The organism is Paenibacillus radicis (ex Xue et al. 2023) (assembly GCF_024722015.1).
Lineage (GTDB): Bacteria > Bacillota > Bacilli > Paenibacillales > NBRC-103111 > Paenibacillus_S.
Genome location: NZ_JANQBD010000009.1, coordinates 121,699 through 146,070 on the forward strand (window position 1 = coordinate 121,699; position 24,372 = coordinate 146,070).

Annotated in this window: 20 protein-coding genes; all 20 read left to right on the forward strand. The window is 43.9% G+C overall.

Features of this window, described 5'->3' with window-relative positions:
* Window positions 1-51: 51 nt before the first annotated feature.
* The 20 genes from NV381_RS14085 (at window position 52) to metK (ending at window position 24,353) form a co-directional block, all read left to right on the forward strand.
* Entirely contained in the window at window positions 52-2,586 is a 2,535-nt protein-coding gene (locus NV381_RS14085) for a S8 family peptidase (RefSeq protein ID WP_258213926.1), read from the forward strand.
* Between the two features lie 30 nt (window positions 2,587-2,616).
* Window positions 2,617-2,868: a DUF1146 family protein gene (locus NV381_RS14090; protein ID WP_258213927.1), complete on the forward strand. Its 252-nt coding sequence runs from the start codon at window positions 2,617-2,619 to the stop codon at window positions 2,866-2,868.
* 180 nt (window positions 2,869-3,048) lie between these two features.
* Entirely contained in the window at window positions 3,049-4,377 is a 1,329-nt protein-coding gene (gene murA / locus NV381_RS14095) for a UDP-N-acetylglucosamine 1-carboxyvinyltransferase (RefSeq protein WP_258214059.1), read from the forward strand.
* Window positions 4,378-4,530: 153 nt separating this feature from the next.
* Window positions 4,531-5,565: a stage II sporulation protein D gene (gene spoIID / locus NV381_RS14100; protein ID WP_258213928.1), complete on the forward strand. Its 1,035-nt coding sequence runs from the start codon at window positions 4,531-4,533 to the stop codon at window positions 5,563-5,565.
* Window positions 5,566-5,642: 77 nt separating this feature from the next.
* Entirely contained in the window at window positions 5,643-6,374 is a 732-nt protein-coding gene (locus NV381_RS14105) for a M23 family metallopeptidase (protein ID WP_258213929.1), read from the forward strand.
* A gap of 186 nt (window positions 6,375-6,560) precedes the next feature.
* Entirely contained in the window at window positions 6,561-6,848 is a 288-nt protein-coding gene (gene spoIIID, locus NV381_RS14110) for a sporulation transcriptional regulator SpoIIID (protein WP_133233977.1), read from the forward strand.
* Window positions 6,849-7,037: 189 nt separating this feature from the next.
* The gene (locus NV381_RS14115) at window positions 7,038-8,036 is read left to right on the forward strand and encodes a rod shape-determining protein (protein ID WP_171653271.1); all 999 of its coding nucleotides are present in this window, start codon (window positions 7,038-7,040) and stop codon (window positions 8,034-8,036) included.
* Window positions 8,037-8,087: 51 nt separating this feature from the next.
* On the forward strand, window positions 8,088-8,987 hold the full coding sequence (locus NV381_RS14120) for a flagellar hook-basal body protein (protein WP_258213930.1): 900 nt from the start codon (window positions 8,088-8,090) through the stop codon (window positions 8,985-8,987).
* 64 nt (window positions 8,988-9,051) lie between these two features.
* On the forward strand, window positions 9,052-9,921 hold the full coding sequence (locus NV381_RS14125; protein ID WP_258213931.1) for a flagellar hook-basal body protein: 870 nt from the start codon (window positions 9,052-9,054) through the stop codon (window positions 9,919-9,921).
* A 28-nt stretch (window positions 9,922-9,949) separates the two neighbouring features.
* The gene (locus NV381_RS14130; protein WP_258213932.1) at window positions 9,950-10,168 is read left to right on the forward strand and encodes a DNA-directed RNA polymerase subunit beta; all 219 of its coding nucleotides are present in this window, start codon (window positions 9,950-9,952) and stop codon (window positions 10,166-10,168) included.
* Between the two features lie 112 nt (window positions 10,169-10,280).
* Window positions 10,281-10,805, forward strand: a complete 525-nt coding sequence (locus tag NV381_RS14135) for a CDP-alcohol phosphatidyltransferase family protein (protein WP_258213933.1) — start codon at window positions 10,281-10,283, stop codon at window positions 10,803-10,805.
* A 268-nt stretch (window positions 10,806-11,073) separates the two neighbouring features.
* Window positions 11,074-11,505 carry a 3-hydroxyacyl-ACP dehydratase FabZ gene (gene fabZ, locus NV381_RS14140; RefSeq protein ID WP_258213934.1) on the forward strand — a complete coding sequence of 144 codons (432 nt, stop codon included), beginning with the start codon at window positions 11,074-11,076 and terminating at the stop codon, window positions 11,503-11,505.
* Between the two features lie 82 nt (window positions 11,506-11,587).
* Window positions 11,588-13,291 carry a phospho-sugar mutase gene (locus tag NV381_RS14145; RefSeq protein WP_258213935.1) on the forward strand — a complete coding sequence of 568 codons (1,704 nt, stop codon included), beginning with the start codon at window positions 11,588-11,590 and terminating at the stop codon, window positions 13,289-13,291.
* Window positions 13,292-13,309: 18 nt separating this feature from the next.
* Window positions 13,310-15,373 carry a DUF5693 family protein gene (locus NV381_RS14150; protein WP_258213936.1) on the forward strand — a complete coding sequence of 688 codons (2,064 nt, stop codon included), beginning with the start codon at window positions 13,310-13,312 and terminating at the stop codon, window positions 15,371-15,373.
* Complete coding sequence (gene csaB / locus NV381_RS14155) at window positions 15,346-16,458, forward strand: polysaccharide pyruvyl transferase CsaB (RefSeq protein WP_258213937.1); 1,113 nt, start codon at window positions 15,346-15,348, stop codon at window positions 16,456-16,458. Before NV381_RS14150 ends, csaB begins: the two co-directional genes overlap by 28 nt.
* Window positions 16,459-16,664: 206 nt before the next feature.
* Complete coding sequence (locus NV381_RS14160) at window positions 16,665-17,774, forward strand: MraY family glycosyltransferase (RefSeq protein WP_258213938.1); 1,110 nt, start codon at window positions 16,665-16,667, stop codon at window positions 17,772-17,774.
* A 552-nt stretch (window positions 17,775-18,326) separates the two neighbouring features.
* Entirely contained in the window at window positions 18,327-21,764 is a 3,438-nt protein-coding gene (locus NV381_RS14165; RefSeq protein WP_258213939.1) for an S-layer homology domain-containing protein, read from the forward strand.
* Window positions 21,765-21,841: 77 nt separating this feature from the next.
* Complete coding sequence (locus tag NV381_RS14170) at window positions 21,842-22,444, forward strand: hypothetical protein (RefSeq protein WP_258213940.1); 603 nt, start codon at window positions 21,842-21,844, stop codon at window positions 22,442-22,444.
* A gap of 87 nt (window positions 22,445-22,531) precedes the next feature.
* Complete coding sequence (locus NV381_RS14175) at window positions 22,532-22,798, forward strand: alpha/beta-type small acid-soluble spore protein (protein ID WP_258213941.1); 267 nt, start codon at window positions 22,532-22,534, stop codon at window positions 22,796-22,798.
* A 349-nt stretch (window positions 22,799-23,147) separates the two neighbouring features.
* A complete protein-coding gene (gene metK / locus NV381_RS14180; RefSeq protein WP_258213942.1) occupies window positions 23,148-24,353 on the forward strand; it encodes a methionine adenosyltransferase in 1,206 nt (401 codons plus the stop codon).
* Window positions 24,354-24,372 lie beyond the last annotated feature (19 nt).

Below are 24,372 nucleotides of genomic sequence, written 5' to 3' on the forward strand. Positions count from 1 at the left end.
TTATCGAACAGTATAAGGCTACTCCTAATTTAGCGTAAAGGATCATGGACAATGCAGTATAAAAAGATCATTCATCATTTCATACGTTATGGGGTTGCAGGAATTATCGTTTTCATGGCTTTTTTAGGGTCTATTTACGCGAAGAGTCCGACCGTTATAGCAGCGGCTGCAGACGATCCGTTTGTCCCCAAGCAAACATATTTAGAGCAAATTCATGTAAATGAAGCTTGGGACGTTGCAACAGGCAACACCAATATAACTATAGCCATTGTAGATACTGGAGTCGATTTAAACCACCCGGATCTTAAGCCGAACCTGGTGAGCGGTGTTAACTTAATTAATCCAAGCCGTCCGCCTCAGGATGATAACGGTCATGGGACGAATGTCGCAGGCGTCGTTGGTGCTGTCGGGAATAACGATAGGGGTGTTTCGGGGATTTTGTGGAAAGCCCGAATTATGCCTGTTAAAGCGTTGGAAGCCGATGGATCCGGAGGAGAAGCTAAGCTAGGCGAAGGCATTCGATATGCTGTTGACCATGGGGCCAAAATTGTTGTTTTGTCACTTGGTTTGAATAAATATTCCAATTACATGAATGATGTGGTGCAGTATGCAGAGGAAAAAGATGTACTGTTAGTTGCTGCAACCGGCAATGAGGGGAACAGAGTGAAATATCCTGCCGCATACCCAACAGTGCTTGCCGTAGGAGGCATGACGACAGGAAATACCGCGGATTCACGTTCCAATACAGGCCCGGAGATTGACCTGGTTGCACCGTGGGATGTGTTTACCACCGCAAGGGGAGGCTCCTATGAATATAAGGATGGCACCTCTATGGCTGCGCCTCAGGTTGCGGCTGTCGCTGCATTGGCTTGGAGCAAATACCCGGGCATGAAAGCTTATCAAATACGCCAGCTTCTAAGGCAAACCGCTGATGATCTGGAGGCGCCCGGCTGGGACAGCTCTACCGGTTATGGCTTGCTGCGGGCAGACCGTGCTTTAAAGGAAATGCCTTTGGCCGATATGTACGAACCTAATAATCGTAAAGATCAAGCCAAATCAATCTCTGTCAGCAAAATGATTTCTGCCTCGTTTACGGATGGCGCAGATCAAGACTGGTACTACTTTGATGCTCCATACAACGGTAAGGTTAACTTCACCTTTGACATTCCGGAAGGGCAGCAAGTAGCCATCCAGCACACCGATGCAAAGGGTACTTTCACCAGTCTAACGGCCAAGCCGGGGCAGCCAGCAACCGTTCAGGTGAGTAAAGGACGAAGCTATGTGCAGCTGCAGCTAGCCAACCGCAATTTTAAGCAAGAGGTACTCTATAAGCTAACCACTTCTTTTGATATTTACCGGGATCAATTCGAGGATAACGACCGTCAATACAGCGCCTATGTATTACCGTCCAGGAGCCAGACCCTCAAGGGGACCTTTCATCAAATAGGTGATCAGGATTGGTTTGAACTGCCTATAAAGCAATCAGGATCTCTTAGCATTAGTTTAAGCGTAGATACTGCCAGGATCGATCCTGTTCTGTTTGTACAAAAGCAGGGGGAGAAATCTTATACAGTAGACGAAGGCGATGATGGGATTACAGAATCGTTGATATTACCTGAAGTGTTTCCAGGAAGCTATTATATTCGCGTATCGAATGTGAAAGAGTATCAGTTCCCGGTGACGGGAGAGTATACATTGACTATAGACTATGACGTTAAACAAATAGACCCGAATGAACCGAATAATCGATCCTATCAAGCTACGACCGTTTCGCTGGAAACAGCGTATTATGGCCTCATAGATAAGTTGGATGATCAGGATTGGTTTCAATTCAGGGTCTTGGAGGATAGTCTGGTTCAAATCAACCTGACGGACATTCCGGATGACGTTACCATGTACATGTACTTGTATGACGGAAGTATGCGGTCTATGACAAATACAGATGGATGGAATGCGGTTCAGCTTCAACAACGGCTGCCGGCAGGCACCTATTACGTAAAGTTAACTGCGAATCAGGCATTTGATCGAAATCTGTATCAATTTAAAGTGAACGCCAAGCCGCTAATGGGTAATTTTACAGATATTCGGGGACACTGGGCGCAGGCCAGCATTCTGGAAATGAGCGGGAATAAAGCTATAGAAGGGTATGACGATTATACATTTCGTCCTAATCAGACGATAACCCGAGCTGAAGCCACTACCATCTTGAGCCGGGCGTTTAACCTTACTAAGCAAAAGAATATCGCTTATACGGATCTTTCACCGAAGCATTGGGCCTTCGTTCACATTGCCAGGGCAGCACAAAGCGGTATTATTGACGGCTATCCAGATCAGTCATTTGCACCCGATCAGCCAGTCAGCCGTATGGAAATGATCTCCATGTTTGCACGCAGCTTGAATAAAACGGGGAAACAACGGGGAGACGTCCCTTTTACGGATGTGGATAATAATTACTGGGGCGTTGGTATTTTGAAGCAGTTGAAGGCCGAAGGTTGGATTGGGGGCTATGCGGATGGAACGTTTCGCCCCGACCAGCAAGCCACGAGGGCTGAGTTTGTAACTATGCTGGCCCAAATGACGCCATAACCTTTTAATAAAGAAAGTAGGGATAAATGAATGGATTATGCAGAACAAATGAGTACTTCCATGGGCATGAATGGATTGTTGAATATAGTCATCGTATTGATATGCATAGGCTGCTCCTGGTGGGCGCTTCAAGAGATTCATCTGGAAAAAATACTGAAACGCCCGAGAAGCGTGCAAAGCAAGCTGCTTCAAATCTTGCTTTCTATTGCCTTGGGGTATCAGGTTGCTCGCTTTGTTATTGATTATTTTCATTGGTCAACTTGGCTTCCAGGGATGTTTTAAGTGATTTCAGAATAACCAAGGTGAATATTGTCAACAATGGATAGTACGACCGTTGTAAATCCTTGTGTTAGCTCCGAATACTATCGTGACCGGTTTTTCACAAATTGAAAATTTACATGCTGAGGGTTCAATGCTAAACTGTTACAGTGTGCAAAGAATACAGCGCGGAGGGGGACCATGATGAGCAAAATTATCGTCCGCGGCGGCCAAAGGTTGTCAGGCAGAGTTAAAATACATGGCGCAAAAAATGCGGTGCTTCCAATTATTGCCGCCTCTATATTGGGTTCAGACGGAGAAAGCATGATTTATGATGCACCTCCATTGGATGACGTCATTGTAATTAATAAAGTTTTAGAAAGCTTAGGTATTGAAGTTGAATATAAGAATGAAACGATACGTGTCAACGCCCAAAATATCCAGACATGCGAGGCGTCATACGAATTAGTCCGGAAAATGAGGGCTTCCTTTCTTGTGATGGGACCTTTATTGACCCGTATGGGTCAGGCTAGAATCTCGCTTCCGGGTGGGTGTGCTATTGGAACTCGCCCTATCGACCAGCATCTCAAAGGTTTTGAGGCAATGGGGGCTGAAATTGAGTTAGGCCACGGTTACATTGAGGCTAGGATCAATGGCAGGCTCAAAGGCGCCAAAATTTATTTGGATGTTGCTAGTGTTGGCGCGACGGAAAATATTATGATGGCTGCGTCGCTCGCAGAAGGAATTACCACCATTGAAAATGCGGCGAAAGAACCGGAAATTGTCGATTTAGCGAATTATTTGAATGCTATGGGTGCCAAAGTTCGCGGGGCTGGAACCGGATTGATTCGCATCGAAGGCGTCGAAAAGCTGGGCGGAACTGTACATACGGTTATACCGGATCGAATCGAAGCAGGTACTTACATGATTGCTGCAGCAATCACTAATAGCGATGTTTATATTGAAGGAGCCATTGGCGATCATTTGCGTCCGGTTATTTCCAAGATGCAGGAAATGGGCGTGCAAATCGAGGAAGATGAGAATGGACTACGTGTATATACAGACAAGCCGCTGCGTACGGTTGATGTGAAGACGTTGCCTTATCCTGGATTTCCTACCGATATGCAGTCTCAGATGATGGCGTTGCTGTTAACGGCAGATGGCACCGGTATTGTAACAGAGACGGTATTCGAAAACCGTTTTATGCATGTCGAGCAGCTGGTCAATATGAATGCTCAAATCAAGGTCGATGGCCGGACGGCCGTTATAAGCGGAGGCAGCAGACTGCGTGGGGCTAAAGTATGCGCAACAGACCTGCGCGCAGGAGCGGCATTGATTTTAGCTGCGCTTGCAGCTGAAGGTGAGACCGAGGTCACGGGTACTCATCATATCGACCGGGGTTACGTGGATATTGCGAACAAGCTTAGATTGCTTGGAGCGGATATTCAACGTATGTCCATGGAGGTAGTTGCCGAGGAAGAAGAAGAGGAAGCAACTATATCAATCTTCGCCGTAAGTCCGAGCATGGCTTAGGAGCTTGATCTTTCCAAACGAAGAGGAGATTCTCTGCATGATAGAGAGTCTCCTCTTTTCTATGTCCGGGTTCTATTCTATCTTTTTGGCTCATATGATGATGTTACCTGTCATTATGGAATCTAGCGCCGACAGAAAGACGGAGGAACCAATATGGACAAAAAGAAAGCAATTCGATGGGCAGCAATATGCCTGTCCAGTTTTGTTGCCGTAGTAGTGATCGTTCCTTCCATTCTTGTAAAAAGCAATACACGTGATCCTTCATCCGCAGGTGTACTGCCCCCGCCAAGCTTGCAGCAGAGCCAACTGGCGGAGCAGCCTGCTTTTCAAATCCCCGTTTATATGTCCAAGCAAAAGAAGGTAGAAATGCTGCTTCTGGAGCAGTATGTCCGAGGCGTGCTCGCGGCAGAAATGCCGATAGAGTTTGAGCTGGAAGCGATGAAGGCTCAGGCGATAGCAGCAAGGACTTATATCATTCGGCGAATGATAGAGCAGGACTCCAGTAATGTACCGGTTGTAGGCGCTTGGGTTACCGATACCGTAGCTCATCAAGCGTATGTAACAAACGAGGACTTGAAGAAACGTTGGGGCCCTGAAGCGTATAAGGCGAATTCGGACAAGCTGGACCATGCAGTGAACGAAACGAAAGATTTGATACTGACCTACAAGGATAAGCCGATCCAAGCCAACTTTTTTTCAACAAGCAATGGATTTACGGAAAATTCCGAGGATTATTGGAATGAATACATTCCTTATTTGCGAAGCGTTCCGAGTCCTTGGGATATTAAGCTTTCTCCAAGATATAAGGAGACAATTACGGTTCCGTTTAAGGATCTGCAGCGGAAGCTAGGGACCACAGGAGTTCTTCCTGTCTCTACAAACAGCAGCAATGGGTTAAAGGTACTGGAGATGACACAAGGCCACCGTATCAAGAAAATGGTTGTTGGAGGTAAAACGTTTACAGGTCGCGAGGTTCGCGAGCGGCTTGGCTTGAATTCCTCTCAGTTTCAATGGAGCTGGAAGGGCTCAGACCTTCAAATTACTACCTTCGGCTACGGGCATGGGGTTGGTATGAGTCAATGGGGAGCCAATGGAATGGCGAAGGAAGGGAAAACCGCGGAGCAGATTGTGAAGTACTATTATACCGGTATTGAAATAGATAGAGCATCAAACCTAGTAAAAAAATAAAAGTTTCTAAAAAAATAAGCTGTTTATGCGTATAAATCTCGTAACCGTGGCAAGAATGGTTAGCGAGGTGATAATCTATGAATGATCAAAAAAGAGATTTACAGAACAATGAAGAGGCTCCTAAATCTAACGAGGGAGTGCAAGGCAGTCCAGCTTTTTCTTGGAAACGATTTTTGGCAAAGAAATGGGTTTTTCCTGCAACGTACATGGCAGCTGCGGCAATTATCTTAACGTTAATGTGGGTATACCAGGATGCCGGCAAGTCGGCTCTTAATGGTGAACTGGGCTTGGATGGCAAGTCTACCACAGTAACGAATAATGTTATGAAGCCGGAGTCAGTAGCTGTTAATACCGTTACAGAGACAATGCAACTGCCGTTTAAGGAAAAAGGTGAGCTGGATGTAATTCTGCCGTACTTCGATAGTAAAGCATCCAATGAAGTGCGCCAAGCTGCAATGGTTGAGTATGGAGATACCTTTACACCGCACATGGGAATGGATTTTGCGAAGCATGACAATTCTGTGTTTGATGTACAGGCTGCGATGAGCGGTAAAGTCACGACCGTGGAGAAAAATCCGGTTGTTGGCAACTTGGTTGAAATTACGCACAGTAACGGTCTCGTAACTGTGTATCAGAGTTTAGCTGAAATAAAGGTTGCTAAAGACGCTGATGTTAAGAAAGGCGACGTTATCGCCAAGGCTGGACGCAATGAACTGGAAAAAGATCAAGGCGTACACCTTCATTTTGAAGTAAGGCAAGGGGAGAACGGAGCATCCGTCAACCCGGAGCAGTTCTTCGCTGAGCATTAAGTTTAAGCAGAGTTACAAGCGGGAGCGTATACGCGCTCCTTCTTTTTTTGTATAAAATCATGCATTTATTGCTTGTCCTTGAAAATAATTGTGGCTTATAAAGCTTGTCACGCTTGGAAACAAAGAATATAAGTAAACGCCCCTCATATAATGTACCAAACTAACTCGAGTAGGGAGGCGAGGGGAGTGCACGATTACATCAAAGAGCGAACCATTAAAATCGGACGTTGCCTGGTGGAAACGAAGCATACGGTTCGCACAATCGCGAAAGAATTCGGTGTTTCCAAAAGTACGGTGCACAAGGACTTAACCGAAAGATTGCCTGAGATAAATCCGGATTTGGCTAATCAAGTGAAGCACATTTTGGAGTATCACAAATCGATTCGCCACCTGCGGGGCGGGGAAGCTACGAAGATTAAGTATCGGAAGACACGCAATCCTAAAGCACAAGAGAAGTTGGTGACAGCTAAGTAAGGTATAAGTTCTGATGGTATTCCCCCTTACCGATCCAAACCGACAGAAGGAAGCGATATTTGTCGAAAAAAAAGGATAAAAAAAGAGGATTTTGCAAATTAATAGCGAATTTACTTAAATAACGATAATAATTGGAGTACCGCTTCTTTTTTTAGGAATGGACGGTTTTGTTTAGGGAGGAACTTTTTAATGTTAAGCAAGGATATAGGCATCGATCTGGGGACAGCGAACGTCCTGATTCATGTGAAGGGGCGCGGAGTTGTTCTGGATGAGCCGTCTGTTGTCGCTATTGAAAGCGATACGAAGCGAGTGTTGGCTGTGGGCGAGGAAGCATTCCGCATGGTGGGAAGAACGCCAGGGAATATCATAGCTACTCGCCCATTGAGGGATGGCGTTATCGCTGATTTTGAAATTACGGAAATTATGCTTAAGCATTTCATAAACAAGGTAGGAGGCAAGCGGTGGTACAGTCACCCGAGAATTTTGATCTGCGCTCCGACTAACATTACGTCCGTGGAACAGAAGGCGATTCGTGAAGCGGCTGAACGGAGCGGGGCGCGCGAGGTGTTTTTGGAAGAGGAGCCTAAGGCTGCTGCCATTGGTGCGGGCATGGATATATTCCAGCCAAGCGGCAATATGGTTGTGGATATTGGTGGAGGTACGACGGATGTAGCCGTATTATCAATGGGCGATATCGTCACCTCCTCTTCTATTAAAGTCGCGGGGGACAAGTTCGACTCGGCCATTATGAAATTCATTAAGAGCAAGTATAAATTGTTGATCGGCGAGCGGACGTCAGAAGATATTAAGGTCAGAATCGGAACTGTATATCCGAATGGCCGCAGAGAAACGATGGATATACGCGGCAGAGATATGGTGAGCGGATTGCCGTTGACAATTAGCATCAATTCAGAAGAGATTTATGAAGCGTTGTGGGATCCCGTTTCCTCGATTGTGGCTTCGGCTAAGACAGTACTGGAACGTACACCTCCGGAATTATCTGCGGATATCATTGATCGCGGCGTCATTCTTACAGGTGGTGGAGCTTTATTGCACGGCATTGATCAACTGCTGGCGGACGAGCTTAAGGTGCCTGTCCTGATCGCAGAGGATCCCATGCATTGTGTAGTTAAAGGAACTGGGATTATGTTGGACAACCTGGATAAGGTTTCGAAGCGCAAGTTTTAATTCGACTACAATACAATTAACCGCCGACCGTCGGGGAGGATTCTATTCTATATGTTAAGAGGCCTATATACTGCTGCATCAGGAATGATTTCACAACAGCGCAAGCATGATATTGTAACGAACAACATTGCTAACGTGAATACACCGGGATTTAAGCAAGGGAACGCATTGAACCGTTCATTTCCGGAAATGCTGATCTCCCGGGTTCGCAGCGGTCAAGGTGAGGGAGCATCCATTCCCGTCGGTCGTCTGAATACCGGTGTTATGGCGGAGGAGAATGTATCCGTCCATGCGCAGGGTGATATACAAGAAACGTATAACCCGTTTGACTTCGCGCTTGTTTCTAACATTCAAGTGCCGGGGGCGACGTTCGATGCTTCCGGAAAGTATATCGATGCCAACGGCCAGCGGATTATTCAGCCTCAAGCTTTTTTTACGGTTGAAAATGCGAATGGCGAACAGCGTTACTCACTGAACGGTAAATTTTCCGTAGATACAAGCGGTGAATTAACTACGGCTGACGGTTATCGGGTAATGGGCAGAGATGGACAGCCTATCTTGCTGTTGGATCCGACGACTAGGACCCCCATCAGTAATTTTCATATTACCAAGCAAGGACAGCTTACGAACTCGGATGGAATTTTTATACTAAATGCCAACAATGAGCCGATGAGCTTGCTTGTCAGCCGTATTGAAAATCCGAATCATCTGGTACGTGAAGGTAATGGACTTTACCGCCTCAATGCGGGTGAAGAAGGCTTGGCGCGTGCGATTGATGTTACGGATCAAGTAGAAGTAAGGCAAGGATTTGTGGAACGGTCGAATGTAGACTCGAGTCAATCGATGGTAGATATGATGTCTGCAATGAGGGCTTATGAAGCCAACCAAAAGGTCGTACAATATTATGATCGAAGTATGGACAAGGTTGCTAACGATGTAGGCCGCGTATAAATAACGGTACGATCTTACGAGTTGGTTTTTGTATGGTAAAACCGCAAGCTCTCAGGAGGCTATTATGAACCATTCGATGATTAATTCATCTGTATCCATGCATGCGTTGCAGCAAAAGCTGGATATGTTATCCAACAATATTTCTAATATTAATACAACAGGCTACAAGCGCAAGGAGGCATCGTTTCAAGACGTGCTAACCAGTGTAAAACAGCAGCCTAGAGGTTTTGAGAAGGAAGGCCGGCTATCTCCACTAGGGTATAACCAAGGCTGGGGTTCTAGGCTCGTGCAGGCTCAGTTGAATATGGCGCAAGGCTCCCTGCAAGCAACGCAAAGTCCTTTGGATCTTGCTATTGAAGGTAACGGCTTGTTTGAAATCAATAGCTTTACACTTGATGCCAATAACAATTTGGTGCCGCATACGATTTGGACAAGGAACGGCTCGTTTCAACTGTCCCCTTCGACAGATCCGGCAAACCGTGATAAGTTTTTAACTACAAAGGATGGTCAATATGTGGTGGACACAGACAACAAACCCATTCGCGTCCCTGTAGATCACCGTGTGCAATTCCAGCCAGATGGCAAAGTTCTTGCCTATAGCGAGATCGACAAGCTAGAGCCACCGATAGATATAGGGCAAATTAAAATGGTACGTGTTATTCGTCCACAAGTATTGCAGCAGATAGGTGATAATCTATATGATTTACCGGATGGTATCGCTAACCGTGAAGAAGTGCTGCAGACCCTTGACGCGAACAATAATATAGTTGACCCGATACTGGTGAGACAGGGCTTCTTGGAAAATTCCAATGTTACACTGGCCGATGAAATGACGGATTTGCTGCAAGTGCAGCGCGCATTTCAGTTAAATTCACGAGCAATTACTTCTTCGGATACGATGATGGGCCTTGCGAATAACTTGCGCAGCGGCTAACGGAACGATTGAAGTGAGGTAGGTAGGTATGGCGGAAACGGAACAGAAAAAGACTAAGGCTCCGTCTTCTAAAAAGCGGAGACGAACGATCTGGCTGATAGCCCAATGGGTAGGTATTCCCCTGCTGTCTATAGCGGCGCTTGCTGTCGGATTAGTAATGGGTTACGTCTATATAGGTAAGCGTCCATTGGAAGATGTGTATGAAATTGAAACGTGGCGTCACTTATATGACTTGGTATTTGCGTAACAGAATAGAAACACTCGAACTCCCTGGGCAGGGAGTTTTATTTTTGCCCTAACAACGCTATAATGTAAGGATGGGATGTATACCCAATTTACATGGGGGGAGACAAAAAGAGATGTGGAACCTGCCCAATTTATTAACGATATGCCGGTTTTTCCTCATTCCCATGTATTTATTTGTATTTGAAGCCGGTTATATTAAGACAGCTTTTTTCATTTTGTTGTTGGCAGGGTTAACAGATGTGCTGGACGGGTATCTTGCACGGAAGCGGAGACAAATAACGCAACTGGGCAGCATGCTGGACCCATTGGCCGATAAGACAATGATGATAGCAGTCATCCTCTCGCTTGTGTTTTCCAAGATGATACCCTGGGAAGCGGCGGCAGCTATGTTTCTGCGTGACGCGGGTATGATAGTTGGCTCGGCCTTCTTTCATTTCCGGGGGAAGCAGACGGTTCCTGCTAATGTAATGGGTAAGTTGACAACTGTACTGTATTATCTGGCTATCCTTCTAATTATCTTCGAATTTCCCTATGCAATTGCGTGCTTATGGATCGTAATCATTATTTCTTTTCTAACTTCGTTTATTTACATTTTTCAATTTAAAAGCCTCAACAAAAACGAGAGTGAAAATGCCTAGTCGTAATGCAAAGATAGTTTGCTTTGACTTAAAAGCCTGCTAAGGAAGAGAGTTTCTCCGACATGAGCCTTAATTTCCAAACAAACGTTGTCCTTGTGATTTAATGTGCTGTTAATTTAAAAAGAGCTTAGGTCCAGTTCGCCACTCTGGGCAATTCTGTACATAAGCTCCCTTATATCAACCTTCTTTACTGCAGATCAGAAGGGATACCCCTAGTGTAAGTTGAATGGACAGATTTTATACTAAACCGCGAAAGGAGCATTTAACAATGTTAGATGCAACACAGATTCAAGAGATAATACCACATCGTCATCCTTTCTTGCTAGTCGATCGAATTTTAGAGGTGGAGGCAGGGGTAAAAGCAACAGGCTTGAAGAATGTAACGATTAACGAGCCGTTCTTTGCAGGACATTTTCCATCCTATCCGGTTATGCCAGGTGTTCTTATAGTCGAGGCTTTAGCTCAAGTGGGTAGCGTTGCTATGCTGTCTCTGGAAGCGAATCGCGGGAAGTTAGGTTTTTTTGCAGGAATTAATGATTTTCGTTTCCGAGGACAAGTTGTTCCAGGGGATACTTTAATTCTTGAGGTGACTATCACTCGTTTGAAAGGCCCAATCGGTAAAGGACAGGCAGTGGCCAAAGTCGGAGATAAAGTAGTGGCAGAAGGCGAATTGATGTTTGCTCTTTCCGATCCTAAATAATAAGTGTTGCAATAATTGCTTGGCATTAATATAGCCGTGTTTGAAAACACCAAAAAATCTAATGGGATAAGGGAGTTAGATCATGACTATAGAGATTCGAGTTCAGGAACAATATCAGCTATGGATGAACGACCCAGCCATCGATGACCACACCAAATTGGAGCTAAAAAATATTGCTGGCGAACCCAAAGAAATTGAGGATCGTTTCTATCGTGACCTTGAGTTTGGTACGGGTGGTCTCCGCGGGGTTATAGGGGCAGGTACGAATCGTATTAATTTATATACGGTTGGAAGAGCGACGCAAGGTCTGGCGCAATTTATTAATAAGTCACAGAAGACCAGCCGCTCTGCGGTTATAGCATACGACTCCCGCAATCAGTCTCCGGAATTCGCTTTAGAAGCCGCCAAGGTATTGGCTGGCAACGGTATTAAAGCCTACCTTTTCGAATCTTTGCGTCCTACACCTGAACTCTCTTTTGCCGTAAGAGCTTTGAAGGCAGATGCAGGTATTGTGGTTACAGCGAGTCATAATCCTCCGGAATATAACGGTTATAAAGTATATGGAGCAGATGGCGGACAATTGGTGCCAGATCAAGCAGAGCAGGTTATAGCTGAAATTCAGAAAGTTCAATCTTTCTCTGACGTGCAGCGGGAAACTCGGTCACAAGCAGAGTCTAGCGGGCTTCTTCAGTGGATTGGTCAAGATCTGGATGATTCATACACCCAAGCTGTTACAGCGGTTAGCCTCAACTCGGATATCGTCAAACAGATGAGCGATAACTTCCGTATTGTATTTACTCCTTTACATGGAGCAGGCAATTTATCGGTAAGGGCAGTGCTGCAAGCAATTGGGTTTGAGCAAGTAAGTGTGGTAGCGGAGCAGGAGCTGCCAGACGCCAAATTTAGCACAGTAAAGTCACCGAATCCGGAAGAAAAGGACGCTTTTGCTCTTGCAATTCGCCTGGCTAGACAGATTGATGCTGACATCATTATCGGGACAGATCCTGATTGCGACCGAATGGGCGCCGTTGTGAAGGACGCTAGTGGGGAGTATTTCGTATTAACCGGTAACCAGTCGGGTGCTATTATGGTCGACTATTTACTAAGCAGCTTAAAGCAGCGCAAAGCATTGCCTCAGAACGGTGTTGTTATAAAAACAATTGTAACAAGTGAGATGGGTGCTGCTGTAGCGAAGCATTATGGTGTTGAAACCTTAAACACGCTGACGGGCTTTAAGTATATCGGAGAGAAAATGACGCAATTCGAAGCAACGAAGGAAGCGGAATTTTTGTTCGGATATGAGGAAAGCTACGGCTATTTGGCAGGCAATTATGCGAGAGATAAGGACGCTGTTATTGCCTCTATGTTAATCTGTGAAGCCGCAGCCTATTATAAGAATCAAGGTAAAACCTTGTATGAGGTATTGCAGGAGTTGTATGAGCGGCATGGCTATTTCCTCGAAAAGCTGGAGTCACGGACTTTGAAAGGTAAAGACGGGGTCGAGCAAATTCAATCGATTATGGAAGATTGGCGCAGTAACCCACCTGTTGAAATTAATGGACAGCAGGTCGTTAAAGTGGAAGATTTCTCGCAGGAGCTGTACGGATTGCCGGTTGAAAATGTATTGAAATATACGCTTGCAGACAACTCGTGGTTCTGCTTGCGACCTTCTGGCACAGAGCCGAAAATTAAAGTATATTTTGCTGTGTGTGGTGCCTCTGCACAAGCAGCAGATGATGCGATTCATGGACTGGTAAACGTAGTAATGAGCCGGGTAGATCAATAATAACAATTAGGAGTGGGCATGTTGAGCGGGCGTTACTTACAATGGAACCGGTTAGGCTTAAAATGGTTATGGTGGCTTGTAATCCTCGGGGTTTTGGCCTCCCTTCCTTTAGCTTATAACAGATATGAAACAGAAGAAGACACAGCGCGTAAAGTAGAGTTCGCATTCGATTATCGGGACTTGCTCGAGATCTCCAATTTTCAAACCGATCCGCGTGCGTTTGTTACGGACCAGTTGAAGCAGCTGCAAAAAGCAGGTGTGCGTTCCATGGCCGTATATGAGGCAACACTCTCAGAACTGAGGTTGTCCCGACGTATTGAGGTGTTCTCCTCTCATGAAGCAATGGCATTAACTCAAATCCCGATTTCGCCTAATGAGAATTTTACTTACATCTTATTTGCTGAAAAGGAATCACAGGACAAGCTGCAGCCGCTAATAATGGAAACCTTCTCTGCATTAAAAGTAAAAACGCGTCCATGGAGCTTTAAGAACCAGGCGGGAATGATTATCGAGATGGGACAGGAAGAAGCCATGCTCCAAACGATGGATCCTGATCCAATTTCTCTTCAAATGTTGAAGCAGCAAGGTTTTCAAATTATCGTTAGGTTATCCAACCGCAGGCCGTTCGATGCCGTACGTATGGACAATCTGTTAGCCCAGCTTCAACAGTATGGAACCAAGAGATTTATTATCGACGGTGAGACGGTTCCAGGTTACATTAACGATAAGAACTTGGATAATATCGATACCATGGCTGAACTAATGAAGAAGCATAATATGGGATTAGCCAATATTGAATTGCAAAAGACGCAGCAAAAAGGATTTAACCGACTTTCGAAAATGCTCGGCTATAACGTGGTCCGTCTGCATTCGTTTACCGAAAGAGACGGCGAGAAGCTTACGGAAAACCTGACCGAGCAGGAATTGAAGGAACGCGTCCAAGGAGTTGCGGACCGGTTTGTATTGGCGGTAAAAGACCGTAACATCCGGATAGTGTTTCTGAATGCAAGAGCGGTAAAAAATCTTGACAAAGGAAAAATTCTTCACCCCATGGAAGCTATTTATGATAGCCTAGATGGGCAAGATGGGGCTATTCCGCGTATTAAGGAAGCTGGGTTCACGATAGGAATTGCTGAGAAATTCGTGCCTATGTATCCAGGCTGGCTCCAAGTTGCCAAAGGCTTCGTATGGCTAGGAGCCGTTGCGCTAGTTGCGCTGACGATTTCTTATTTCATATCGGAAATCACGCTGCTTGTCTTCATATTAGGGATGATTGGATCTGCAGGCTTGTATGTACTTTCGCCCAGCTTGTTTGCGCAAGGTCTTGCGCTTGCCGCGGGGACAAGCGCACCTACTTTAGCAACGATGCTTGCAATTCGAACAGCGAGGCAAAAGTTTAAAGCGAAGAAGACAGGCTCTCAGTTGGGCTTCGCTATCCTACTTTTACTGCGTACCTCTCTTATTTCGGTAATGGGAGCCTGCTTTATCGTAGGCCTGCTCAATCAGATTACTTATTTTCTTGTGCTGGAGCAGTTTAGAGGCGTAAGTGCTTTGCATTTGGCTCCAATCGTTTTAGTCGCAATTTACTGGCTGCTGTTTAGTGATGATTTATCGCATCAAGATAAGCTTGCCAAGGGTAAAAAGCTTCTTTCTTCTTATATTAGTGTGCTTTGGATGATCGGAGCAGTCGTAATAGCGGCTGTAGGCTTCTATTACTTATCCAGAACAGGCAATGAGGGGCAAGCTTCTACATTTGAAAAGCTGTTCCGCTCGTTTTTGGAGAATACGCTCGGCATACGCCCGCGTACCAAAGAATTTTTGATTGCGCACCCGTTATTTTTACTAGGAGCTTACTTATGTGTAAAATACCGCAGTGCTGTGCTTCTTGTATTGGTCGGCGTTATTGGACAAGCCTCTATGGTGGATACATTCGCTCATCTCCACACACCGCTGCAGATTTCTTTTATCCGTGATATTTATGGTCTATTGTTCGGGATACCGATTGGTATTGTTGTTATTTTAGTGTGGGAGATTGTTACAAGGAGTTGGCGTCGTTGGACACCATTGCTACAAAAAGGATAGTATTGTCCGGCTACTACGGTTTTGATAATAGCGGTGACGAAGCCGTTCTTCAATCAATCCTGCTAGCATTGGAGGAGCAAGGGCAGGCCCAGGGCATTCGATTTATTCCTGTGGTGCTGTCCATTGATCCCGCCAAAACGCAGAAAACCTATGGTGTTGAAGCAGTACACAGAATGAAGCCTGGAGAGCTGATTAGGGCGATTCGAGGTGCGGATGGGCTAATTAGCGGTGGTGGGAGCCTGCTGCAGGATGAAACAGGCTTCAAAACTATCCCTTATTACCTAGCCGTACTGAAGCTCGCACAATGGCTGGGCAAACCGACATTTATATACTCGCAGGGGATCGGACCTGTTCATCGGCCTATGTTTTTCAGCTGGATTCGGGGAGTTTTTAATCGGTGCAGATTTGTATCCGTTCGTGATCAGGAGTCAAAGCAGCTGCTGCAGCGAATGAATGTCACCCAAGAGGTGATAGTCGTGCCTGATCCTGTAATGGGAATGCCGTTAGCATCTTCGGGACATCAAGCAGAGGGATTGTCAAAAGAAGCAGCTTCTGTTGTAGGAGTCTCCTTGCGTTTTTGGAATCAGGATCGTTCAGAGCTAAAAGTTCTTTCAGAAGCATTAGCGTCGATTTTGGAGCAGAGTGATGCGCATATTCGTTTTCTGCCGTTTCATCTTCCTTCCGATACAGCGGCTTCGGAGTATGTAATCGGGCTTATGGACTCTAAGCACCATAATCGCATTACGATTGCAAATAATGTGACCCATCCACAGCATATGCTTTCAGAAGTCAGCCGCTGCCACCTGTTGATTGGGATGCGGCTGCATTCCTTAATCTATGCCGCTTCTCAGCAGGTTCCGATGATCGGCATTTCTTATGATCCGAAGATTGACCAATTTTTAAACCGGCTCGATATGAAGGCTGCTGCTGATACTAAGATGATCCGTGCAGAGGCAGTAGTATCGGAAGCATTGCGATTGTTGAAGGACAGAGAAGCGTGGCAGCAGGAGAAACGGCCGCTTATCGACCGTTTGAAGAGCGAAGCGCAGAGGCCGGCCCAGCAAATTGCATCTTTTTTCAAATAAATGCTGTTGGAGAATAAACAAGACCTCGATCCGGCACTCTAAGGTTAGCTACAGAAAGAAAACTTGCAGAAACCTTGAAAATAACTATGAAAACGACCCGAAAGCCCATTTTTTTACTTAAATTGATGGTGGTATTACGGGCTCAAACCGAGTATAATTTGAGATGTTTGGGGCTTTTTATAGAAAAAGGGGCTGTGTTAATAATAATGAACGTATTGTATGGAGTTGGCTTTGTTGCCGCTTGCTTGATTGCCCTCCTGATGACACCTTTAGTTAAACGTTTTGCATTCTGGGTGGGTGCCGTTGACGCGCCTAATCATCGAAAGGTACATAGCCGTATCATGCCTAGGTTGGGTGGGCTTGCTATTTTCATGGCCTTTGTGGGAGCCTATTTTGTAGTTTCACCAGCTATGAGCTCAGTTAATACGGATGTGGCATTAGGTTTATTGGTTGGAGGAACGATCATAGTTATTTTAGGCGCTTTGGATGATCGATTTGATCTGTCCCCCAAAGTAAAGCTGCTCGGACAAATTATCGCGGCCTGTGTTGTTGTATATTCGGGTGTAGTGATTGATCTTGTTAATGTCCCTTTTGGCGACTCGACGATATCTTTGACCTGGCTGGCCGTCCCGCTTACGATTTTCTGGATTGTAGGTGTGACTAACGCAATTAATTTAATTGACGGACTGGATGGATTATCAGCTGGTGTGTCTGGTATAGCTACAACAACAATTCTTATTTTAGCCTTAATGATGGGGAATGTTACGGTTGTGCTGCTGAGCGTTATATTGCTAGGGAGTATTGTTGGATTCCTGTTCTATAATTTTCATCCCGCTAAAATCTTTATGGGTGATTCGGGATCTTTGTTCCTTGGGTTTAGCTTAGCAACCTTATCGATTCTTGGTTTTAAACAAGCTACCGTATTGTCCTTATTAGTTCCAATTATGATACTGGGCGTACCTTTATCTGATACGTTCTTCGCTATCCTAAGACGCTGGGTTAACAAGCTTCCTATTTCTAGGCCTGATAAGAGCCATTTGCATCATTGCTTGCTACAGCTAGGCTTCAGCCATAGGCTGACCGTGTTAATCATATACAGTATCGCTTCTGTTTTCGGAGTTTCAGCTGTCCTCTTGTCTTATATGTCTGACAAAGAAGTTATTTGGGGCGTTGTGCTCTTAATAGTGGTTCTTGTTGCAATTCTGGTTTTGGGAGCAGAGGCTATCGGCATCATCAGTCAGACGAAAAAACCAGTTCTGAGATTTTTACAAAAAGTTCGTGTTATGCTGGGTGCGCGCTCGCGTATGACGAAATAAAATATAAATGAATGAACCCCAAACCGGTTTCGGTTTGGGGTTCATTCATTTATATGACGGTTATATATAGAAGGAGGCCAATCATTAACTGTTTAATTGGAAGCTTCTTCAGAGCTGCAAATGCTTATGTAATGCGGGTTTAACTATTTATTCGTGATGGAAAATAGTGAGTGATGACGGAAGTGATAGATCGGGTGTATACTAAGTCCTGTAAGCGAGCGAGACACACGAAAGTGATAGACAAGGTGAAAGGTACTCGCAAACAGCGTGTTGAAGAAAATTAAAAAAGTTTTTTTCAAAGAGCGCAACTTTTCAAACGACACTGCGTTTAATACATTGAAACACAAACAAAAGGCTAAAGACCAGTTATTGTTGGATAAATTTCACAAAATAACCTCTTTACCTTACTAGTTTCGCAGTGTATAATGTATGAGGGCGCGCTAGTGCCTAGCCTACCATTCTTATTGTTTACTAGTTTCTGTGATCTTATACATCACAGACCTTAAATAATTAATCATTTCGCTCAACTCTGGAAAGGGGGTGAATCGGCTAATGAGGGAATCGAGCTATAATTTATCTAAACAAAACTCTCAACAACCGAAAGATATTCGAGGAGGAGAAAAAAAGGTTATGAAAAAAAGTTTATCTACGATTTTATCCCTTGCTATGGCGTTCTCAATGTTTTCTTCCGTAGCACTTGCTGCTGATGCAGACAAAACTAAGACATCTGCTGATTTCAGCGATTTGAAAGATCTTGATGCAGCAACAAAAGCTAAGTTCGACGCTTTGATCTCTGCTGGCGTATTTGATGGCGTTAAAGAAGGTACATTTGGTCTTAAAGACGAAATGAACCGTGCTCAATTCGCTAAAGTAGCAGCTTTGATCTTCGGTTTGAAAGTCGACACTTCCTTGAAAACTTCCAGCTTCTCCGATGTTAAAGCTGACGATCCAGCTAACGGATACGCTCTTGCTTACATCGAAGCAGTTAAAGCAGCAGGCATCACTGATGGTTATGCTCCTGGTCAATTTAACCCAGCTGGTAAAGTAACTAAAGAACAATTGGCAGCTTTCTTGATTCGCGGAATCAACAAAGACGCTGACGCTAAAGCAACTCCAGGCGTTAACGATGCAACTGTATCCGATTGGGCTAAAGGTTATGTAGCATTGGCTCTTAACTTGAAATTGTTGTCCAATGGCGCTGACGGCAAATTTGGCGGTACTTCCAACGCTACTCGTGACCTTCTAGTATTGGGTGCTTACGAAGGTAAGAACCAATTCAAAGGCGCACCTTTCAACGGTAAATATGCAATCAACTCCTTCAAAGCAACTGACGCTAACGTGTTGACTCTTACACTTAACGGCGCTTTGACTGAAGATGCTGCTAAAAACTTGAAAATCGAAATCAAAAAAGACGGTAATGTTCTTACATCCGGTTACACTACTAAGTGGGATGACAAGAAAACTGTTGCTACTTTGACATTTGAATCCAAGTTCCAAGACAACAGCTTTGATGCTACAATCAGCGGTGTAAGCAATATCGATGATACTGCTAAAACATCTAACGTAAAAACAACACCAGAAAAAATCTCCAAAATTGATTTCTTGACTGCATCGGATACAATTCCTTTGGCAAGAGACAAAAATGATAAACTTCTTCAAAAAGTACGCATTGATTTCAAAGCTACTAACCAATATGGCGTTAAATCTTCATTGAACGCTAGTAACTTTGATATTCGCGTAAGTGGCGGCAGTTCTTTCAACACAATTGCTGGCGAGCAAGCAATTGAGTTGACTCAAGAGGTTGGCACAGAAAGAAATGATAGAATTTCCGTAAGTATTCTTCATACTGACAGTGGTTCCCAAGTAAGCAAAATCTTTGCTGTTGGTGACGAGTCTATGGTTTCCAAAGTAGAAGTTGGCGATTTGATGAACTCAACTGGAACTAAAGTTGATAGCATTGAAGCTCAAGGCGTTGCATACTTGGATATTAAAGCTTATGACCAATATGGTTTCCGCATCCAAGATAAAGAAATCTTGAACAAGGATGTAACAGTTAATCCTTCGGATAGAGATCTTAAAGTTGGCGATGATGACAAAAATGCATTTGTTGATAATGTTATCGGTGATAACGCTGCTGATCTTAAACTTCAATCCACAAACAATGAAGAAAAAGAAATTACAGTTACTGTCTTCGCTCGTGGCGGTCAATCCGTAACTAAAACTATAAAAGTTCTTGCGCAAAAACTGCCAGCTTCCATCGAATTTGGTGCTTATAACTACACATTGGCAGAGAATGACAAACCAACTGGCGACGAAGATATGGATCAAAAGTTCTATGTTCCTTTGATCTTGAAAGACTCCAAAGGTCAAGTGTTGGATGCAACTGATATCGTTAATGCTTTCCAAGGCGCTGGCGACTCCAGAGGCAAAAGCAAGCTTAGAATTGACTCTTACGGTGGTATTGACGTAGCTAGAAATGCTGAAATTGAAGTTACCGGTGCTCATAAAGGTCAAATCAAAATCAGCGGCGTAGGAAGAAAAGGTTCTGCTTATATCAGAGTTAGCTTGGAAGATAAGCCGACTGTAAGTGCACAGCTTAATATTTCCGTTGGTGACCCTCGTACAGTTGAGCAAATTAAGTTCTCGACGACACCTAAGAAATATATGCTTGCAAATACTGATAATGAATTCAAATTAAAGTTCTACGATCAAAATGGATCTGAGATCAAATTTAATACTGATACTGACGCAGACAAATATTATGTTCGTTTAGACTACAGTGGTACGCTTGCTAATAGCGTTAAACCTGTTGCGAACTCATTTGAGGCTGGGAAAAAAGTTGAAGGTAACTTAGTATACGTAGCAACGAAAGAAAAAGCTGCTGCTGGTGTTAATGACGCTTATGATAATAGAAAAGTAGTACTTTCAACGGTTGCTGGCGCAACGTACGCAGATTTTGATCTTAACAAAAATAATGATGAGTATACGTACGCATATCAAAATGTTTATGACAAATCATTCAAGTTCTACTCGCCTTCAACAGCAGTTCCGGGTAGCTACACCTTGAAAGCTACTTTATTCAAAAACCAGAAAAATGGTAAGAATAACCCGATCGAAGTTAGTTCTGTAACAACTACACTGGATTTGATCAATCCTGCTACTCAACCTGAGAACAGATTGACTTATGAAGTGTATCTTGACAAAGGTGTAAACAACAATACAATTCTTGCAACAGATGATTTCCTTTCTGATGGCGCAGGCCTTGGTGTAACAGGCGCAACGTATGTATACGATTATTTCAAAAAAGCAACAAAAGAAATCAAGGTCAGAGCTAAAAGAGCTGGTGGCGAAGAAGTTGCAATTAAAACCGAAGTTGTTAACGCGACTTCCAGCGATCCAAACGTAGTTGCAATTCCTAGTTCTGCTGGTAACTTTGTGGCTGGTCTTAATGAAGGTAAAGCAAGAGTTAGCGTAACATTTAAAGATGGTAAGAAAGAACAATCAACTGGTTATGTTGATGTAACTACTAAAAACGCTGGTCCTGAAGTAGCTAGCATTGCATTGAGAAGAACTTATAAAACAGTTTCAGCTACTGACCTTCTAGCAGGCTTGTACTTGACAGATAACAGACTTGCTGAAAAAATTACTGTTAAAGATCAATACGGCGATGAATTCGTCAATGAGTACAGTCTTCCAGCTGGTCAAAAGAATGAAGAAAGAACCGATCCGGATCAATTCTTGTTCAATTATGGAAAGACAGTGACTGTTGGTGGTTCCGTCAAAGCTGTTAACAATGGTAACACTCTTCTTAACCTGAGCCTGTACATTACTGATGCAGACTCCAGCAAATTTGATAATGAAGCTCTTAAAAAAGGTCAAATCAAATTGCTAGACGCAACATATTCAGGTAGCTTCACAGTTAACGTACTTGCACCTAACGGTAAATCCGCTGCATTTACAGTTACTGTACCAAAAGTAACAACACCTTAATACTTTTCCAAAAGAAGACCCTTCGGGGTCTTTTTTTTTGTTTCTAACCAAGCTATACTAAACGGTGAGGTGAAATCATGAGAACAGCTGCAAAAATTGCTATTAGCGCCTGCCTACTCTGGTCATCAACCATCATCATAGCGGATGCAGATGGAGCTACTAACAACACTCAGGCCGGCACCATTGATGACCCGGTTATTACGAAAAGCTATTTTGAGCAAAATATTAGCTTAAAGGTAGCAGAAGAGATGAACAAGCAAACGATTACGGAAGATAAAGTAAAACAGATCATAGCTGCAGAACTTGGAAACAATAAAGGTGGTTCAAGTGGATCGACAAATCCGCAGCCGCCCCCTGCAGCGATAACAGATTCGGCAAGCACTAGTTTGAGCGTTCTTAAGCTTGAGCCTGGACAAACTTTATATGGTACTACGGGTACAGAAATGATTGTTCGGAGTGGTAAAGTTACCATTATAAGCTCAGATGAAAATGGAGTGCCGGACGTAACATCAGGTAAGGATATTTTGGCTGGATCGACAGTTGAACTTAATCATTTACTTATAATTCCAAGAGAAGGTAGAGGCATCAAGTCAGACCCAAAAATAAAACAAGATATTTATGTGATGGTTCGCGGATCCTTTTTGCAGGTTAATGCAGATGGTTCTAAGGTAACACCATAAATTTTACCCATCTTGACAACAGTTTATACGACTTGTACTGTCAGGCGCGGACATACTATGGTTACATCACTTATGGAGGTGGATTTCATGGCAAAAGGAAAAAAAGTAGTGCCGGAAAGTCATCAGGCCTTGGATGCCCTAAAGTATGAAATTGCTGCAGAGATGGGATTGCCAGTTGGTAAGTCAATATCAAATTCTAATGTTGAATTTGCAACAGAGTTAGGCTCAATACCCGCACAATCTGTTAAGGAAGATTATTGGGGACATATTGCTTCGCGAGATGCTGGTGCAGTAGGTGGTGCTATCTCCAGTCGGCTCATTCGTAAGGCGGAAGAAATTTTATTGAACTTATAATTTAAAACTTTATTAATTTTTCAGTGAACTTAAGCAATTTTATTGACAGCCCTAGACAAATCCAGTAACATATTTAAAAGAAGGTCATGCTAAACCTTTTCCCATGGGAAAAGGTTGATTTTTTTGTATGCGAGCTTTTAACCCTAATGTCATGGCCAAATCTTCATCGAAAGTGCTTCGTTTTGAAGCTTTTCTTATAATATTAGAAAGTATAAGTTTGAACCAGAGGTTCATCTTTCTAATATTGCAAGAAAAGTAACCGCTAAGACACGAATGTATCTTCATCGAGATAGCTTCGAATAGAAGCTTTTCTTAATAAAATCCAACTACTTTTTAGGAGGTCGATAGTATGACAATACCACGCGGTCGACGCTTATTTACATCTGAGTCCGTAACTGAAGGGCATCCCGATAAAATTTGCGATCAGATTTCCGATTCCGTTTTGGATGCGTTTCTTGCAAACGATCCGAACGCTCGTGTAGCATGCGAAGTTTCAGTTGCAACTGGTTTGGTTTTGGTTATTGGTGAAATCTCAAGCCAATCCGAGTATGTAGATATCCAGTCCATTGCTCGCCAAACAATTAAGGAAATTGGTTATACTCGTGCAAAATTTGGTTTTGACTCGGAAACATGCGCAGTATTGGTTTCTCTTAACGAGCAATCAGCTGATATAGCTCAAGGTGTCGACAAAGCTCTTGAAGCAAGAGAAGGTTTAATGACGGACGAGCAGATCGAAGCTATTGGTGCAGGTGACCAAGGGATGATGTTTGGTTTCGCGGTTAACGAGACTCCAGAACTTATGCCACTACCTATTTCCATTGCGCATCAATTATCCCGTCGTTTGACTGAGGTTCGTAAAAATGGAACTCTTCCATACTTACGCCCAGATGGTAAAACTCAAGTAACGGTTGAGTATGAAGGTGATACTCCTGTACGAGTTGATACAATCGTTGTATCTACTCAACACAGCGAAGACGTTACTTTGGAGCAAATCCAAGCAGACATCAAGGAACATGTTATCAAACCAATCGTACCTGAGAAGTTCTTGGGTGAGGATACTAAATATTTCATTAATCCAACAGGCCGTTTTGTTATCGGCGGTCCTCAAGGAGATGCAGGTCTGACTGGCCGTAAAATTATTGTAGATACTTATGGCGGTTACGCTCGTCATGGCGGCGGAGCTTTCTCCGGTAAGGATCCTACAAAAGTCGACAGATCCGGCGCATATGCAGCAAGATATGTAGCTAAGAACATTGTAGCTGCAGGCTTGGCTGATAAATGTGAAGTACAACTTGCTTATGCAATTGGTGTAGCTCAACCGGTTTCGGTTGCTGTTGATACATTTGGAACAGGCAAAGTAAGTGAAGAGAAGCTGGTAGAAGTAGTTCGTAAGCATTTTGATCTACGTCCTGCTGGCATTATTAAAGCATTGGATCTTCGCAAACCAATTTATAGACAAACTGCTGCTTATGGACATTTCGGCCGTACCGATGTGGATCTTCCATGGGAGCGTACAGATAAGGCAGAGCTCTTGAAACGCGATGCTTTAGCATAAGAATAATCATTAGGACAAA

Coding starts and splice junctions, on each gene's coding strand:
- NV381_RS14085 (WP_258213926.1), top strand. CDS start 52: ATGCAGTATAAAAAGATCATTCATCATTTCATACGTTATGGGGTTGCA.
- NV381_RS14090 (WP_258213927.1), top strand. CDS start 2,617: ATGGATTATGCAGAACAAATGAGTACTTCCATGGGCATGAATGGATTG.
- murA (WP_258214059.1), top strand. CDS start 3,049: ATGAGCAAAATTATCGTCCGCGGCGGCCAAAGGTTGTCAGGCAGAGTT.
- spoIID (WP_258213928.1), top strand. CDS start 4,531: ATGGACAAAAAGAAAGCAATTCGATGGGCAGCAATATGCCTGTCCAGT.
- NV381_RS14105 (WP_258213929.1), top strand. CDS start 5,643: ATGAATGATCAAAAAAGAGATTTACAGAACAATGAAGAGGCTCCTAAA.
- NV381_RS14115 (WP_171653271.1), top strand. CDS start 7,038: ATGTTAAGCAAGGATATAGGCATCGATCTGGGGACAGCGAACGTCCTG.
- NV381_RS14120 (WP_258213930.1), top strand. CDS start 8,088: ATGTTAAGAGGCCTATATACTGCTGCATCAGGAATGATTTCACAACAG.
- NV381_RS14125 (WP_258213931.1), top strand. CDS start 9,052: ATGAACCATTCGATGATTAATTCATCTGTATCCATGCATGCGTTGCAG.
- NV381_RS14130 (WP_258213932.1), top strand. CDS start 9,950: ATGGCGGAAACGGAACAGAAAAAGACTAAGGCTCCGTCTTCTAAAAAG.
- NV381_RS14135 (WP_258213933.1), top strand. CDS start 10,281: ATGTGGAACCTGCCCAATTTATTAACGATATGCCGGTTTTTCCTCATT.
- fabZ (WP_258213934.1), top strand. CDS start 11,074: ATGTTAGATGCAACACAGATTCAAGAGATAATACCACATCGTCATCCT.
- NV381_RS14145 (WP_258213935.1), top strand. CDS start 11,588: ATGACTATAGAGATTCGAGTTCAGGAACAATATCAGCTATGGATGAAC.
- NV381_RS14150 (WP_258213936.1), top strand. CDS start 13,310: ATGTTGAGCGGGCGTTACTTACAATGGAACCGGTTAGGCTTAAAATGG.
- NV381_RS14160 (WP_258213938.1), top strand. CDS start 16,665: ATGAACGTATTGTATGGAGTTGGCTTTGTTGCCGCTTGCTTGATTGCC.
- NV381_RS14165 (WP_258213939.1), top strand. CDS start 18,327: ATGAGGGAATCGAGCTATAATTTATCTAAACAAAACTCTCAACAACCG.
- NV381_RS14170 (WP_258213940.1), top strand. CDS start 21,842: ATGAGAACAGCTGCAAAAATTGCTATTAGCGCCTGCCTACTCTGGTCA.
- NV381_RS14175 (WP_258213941.1), top strand. CDS start 22,532: ATGGCAAAAGGAAAAAAAGTAGTGCCGGAAAGTCATCAGGCCTTGGAT.
- metK (WP_258213942.1), top strand. CDS start 23,148: ATGACAATACCACGCGGTCGACGCTTATTTACATCTGAGTCCGTAACT.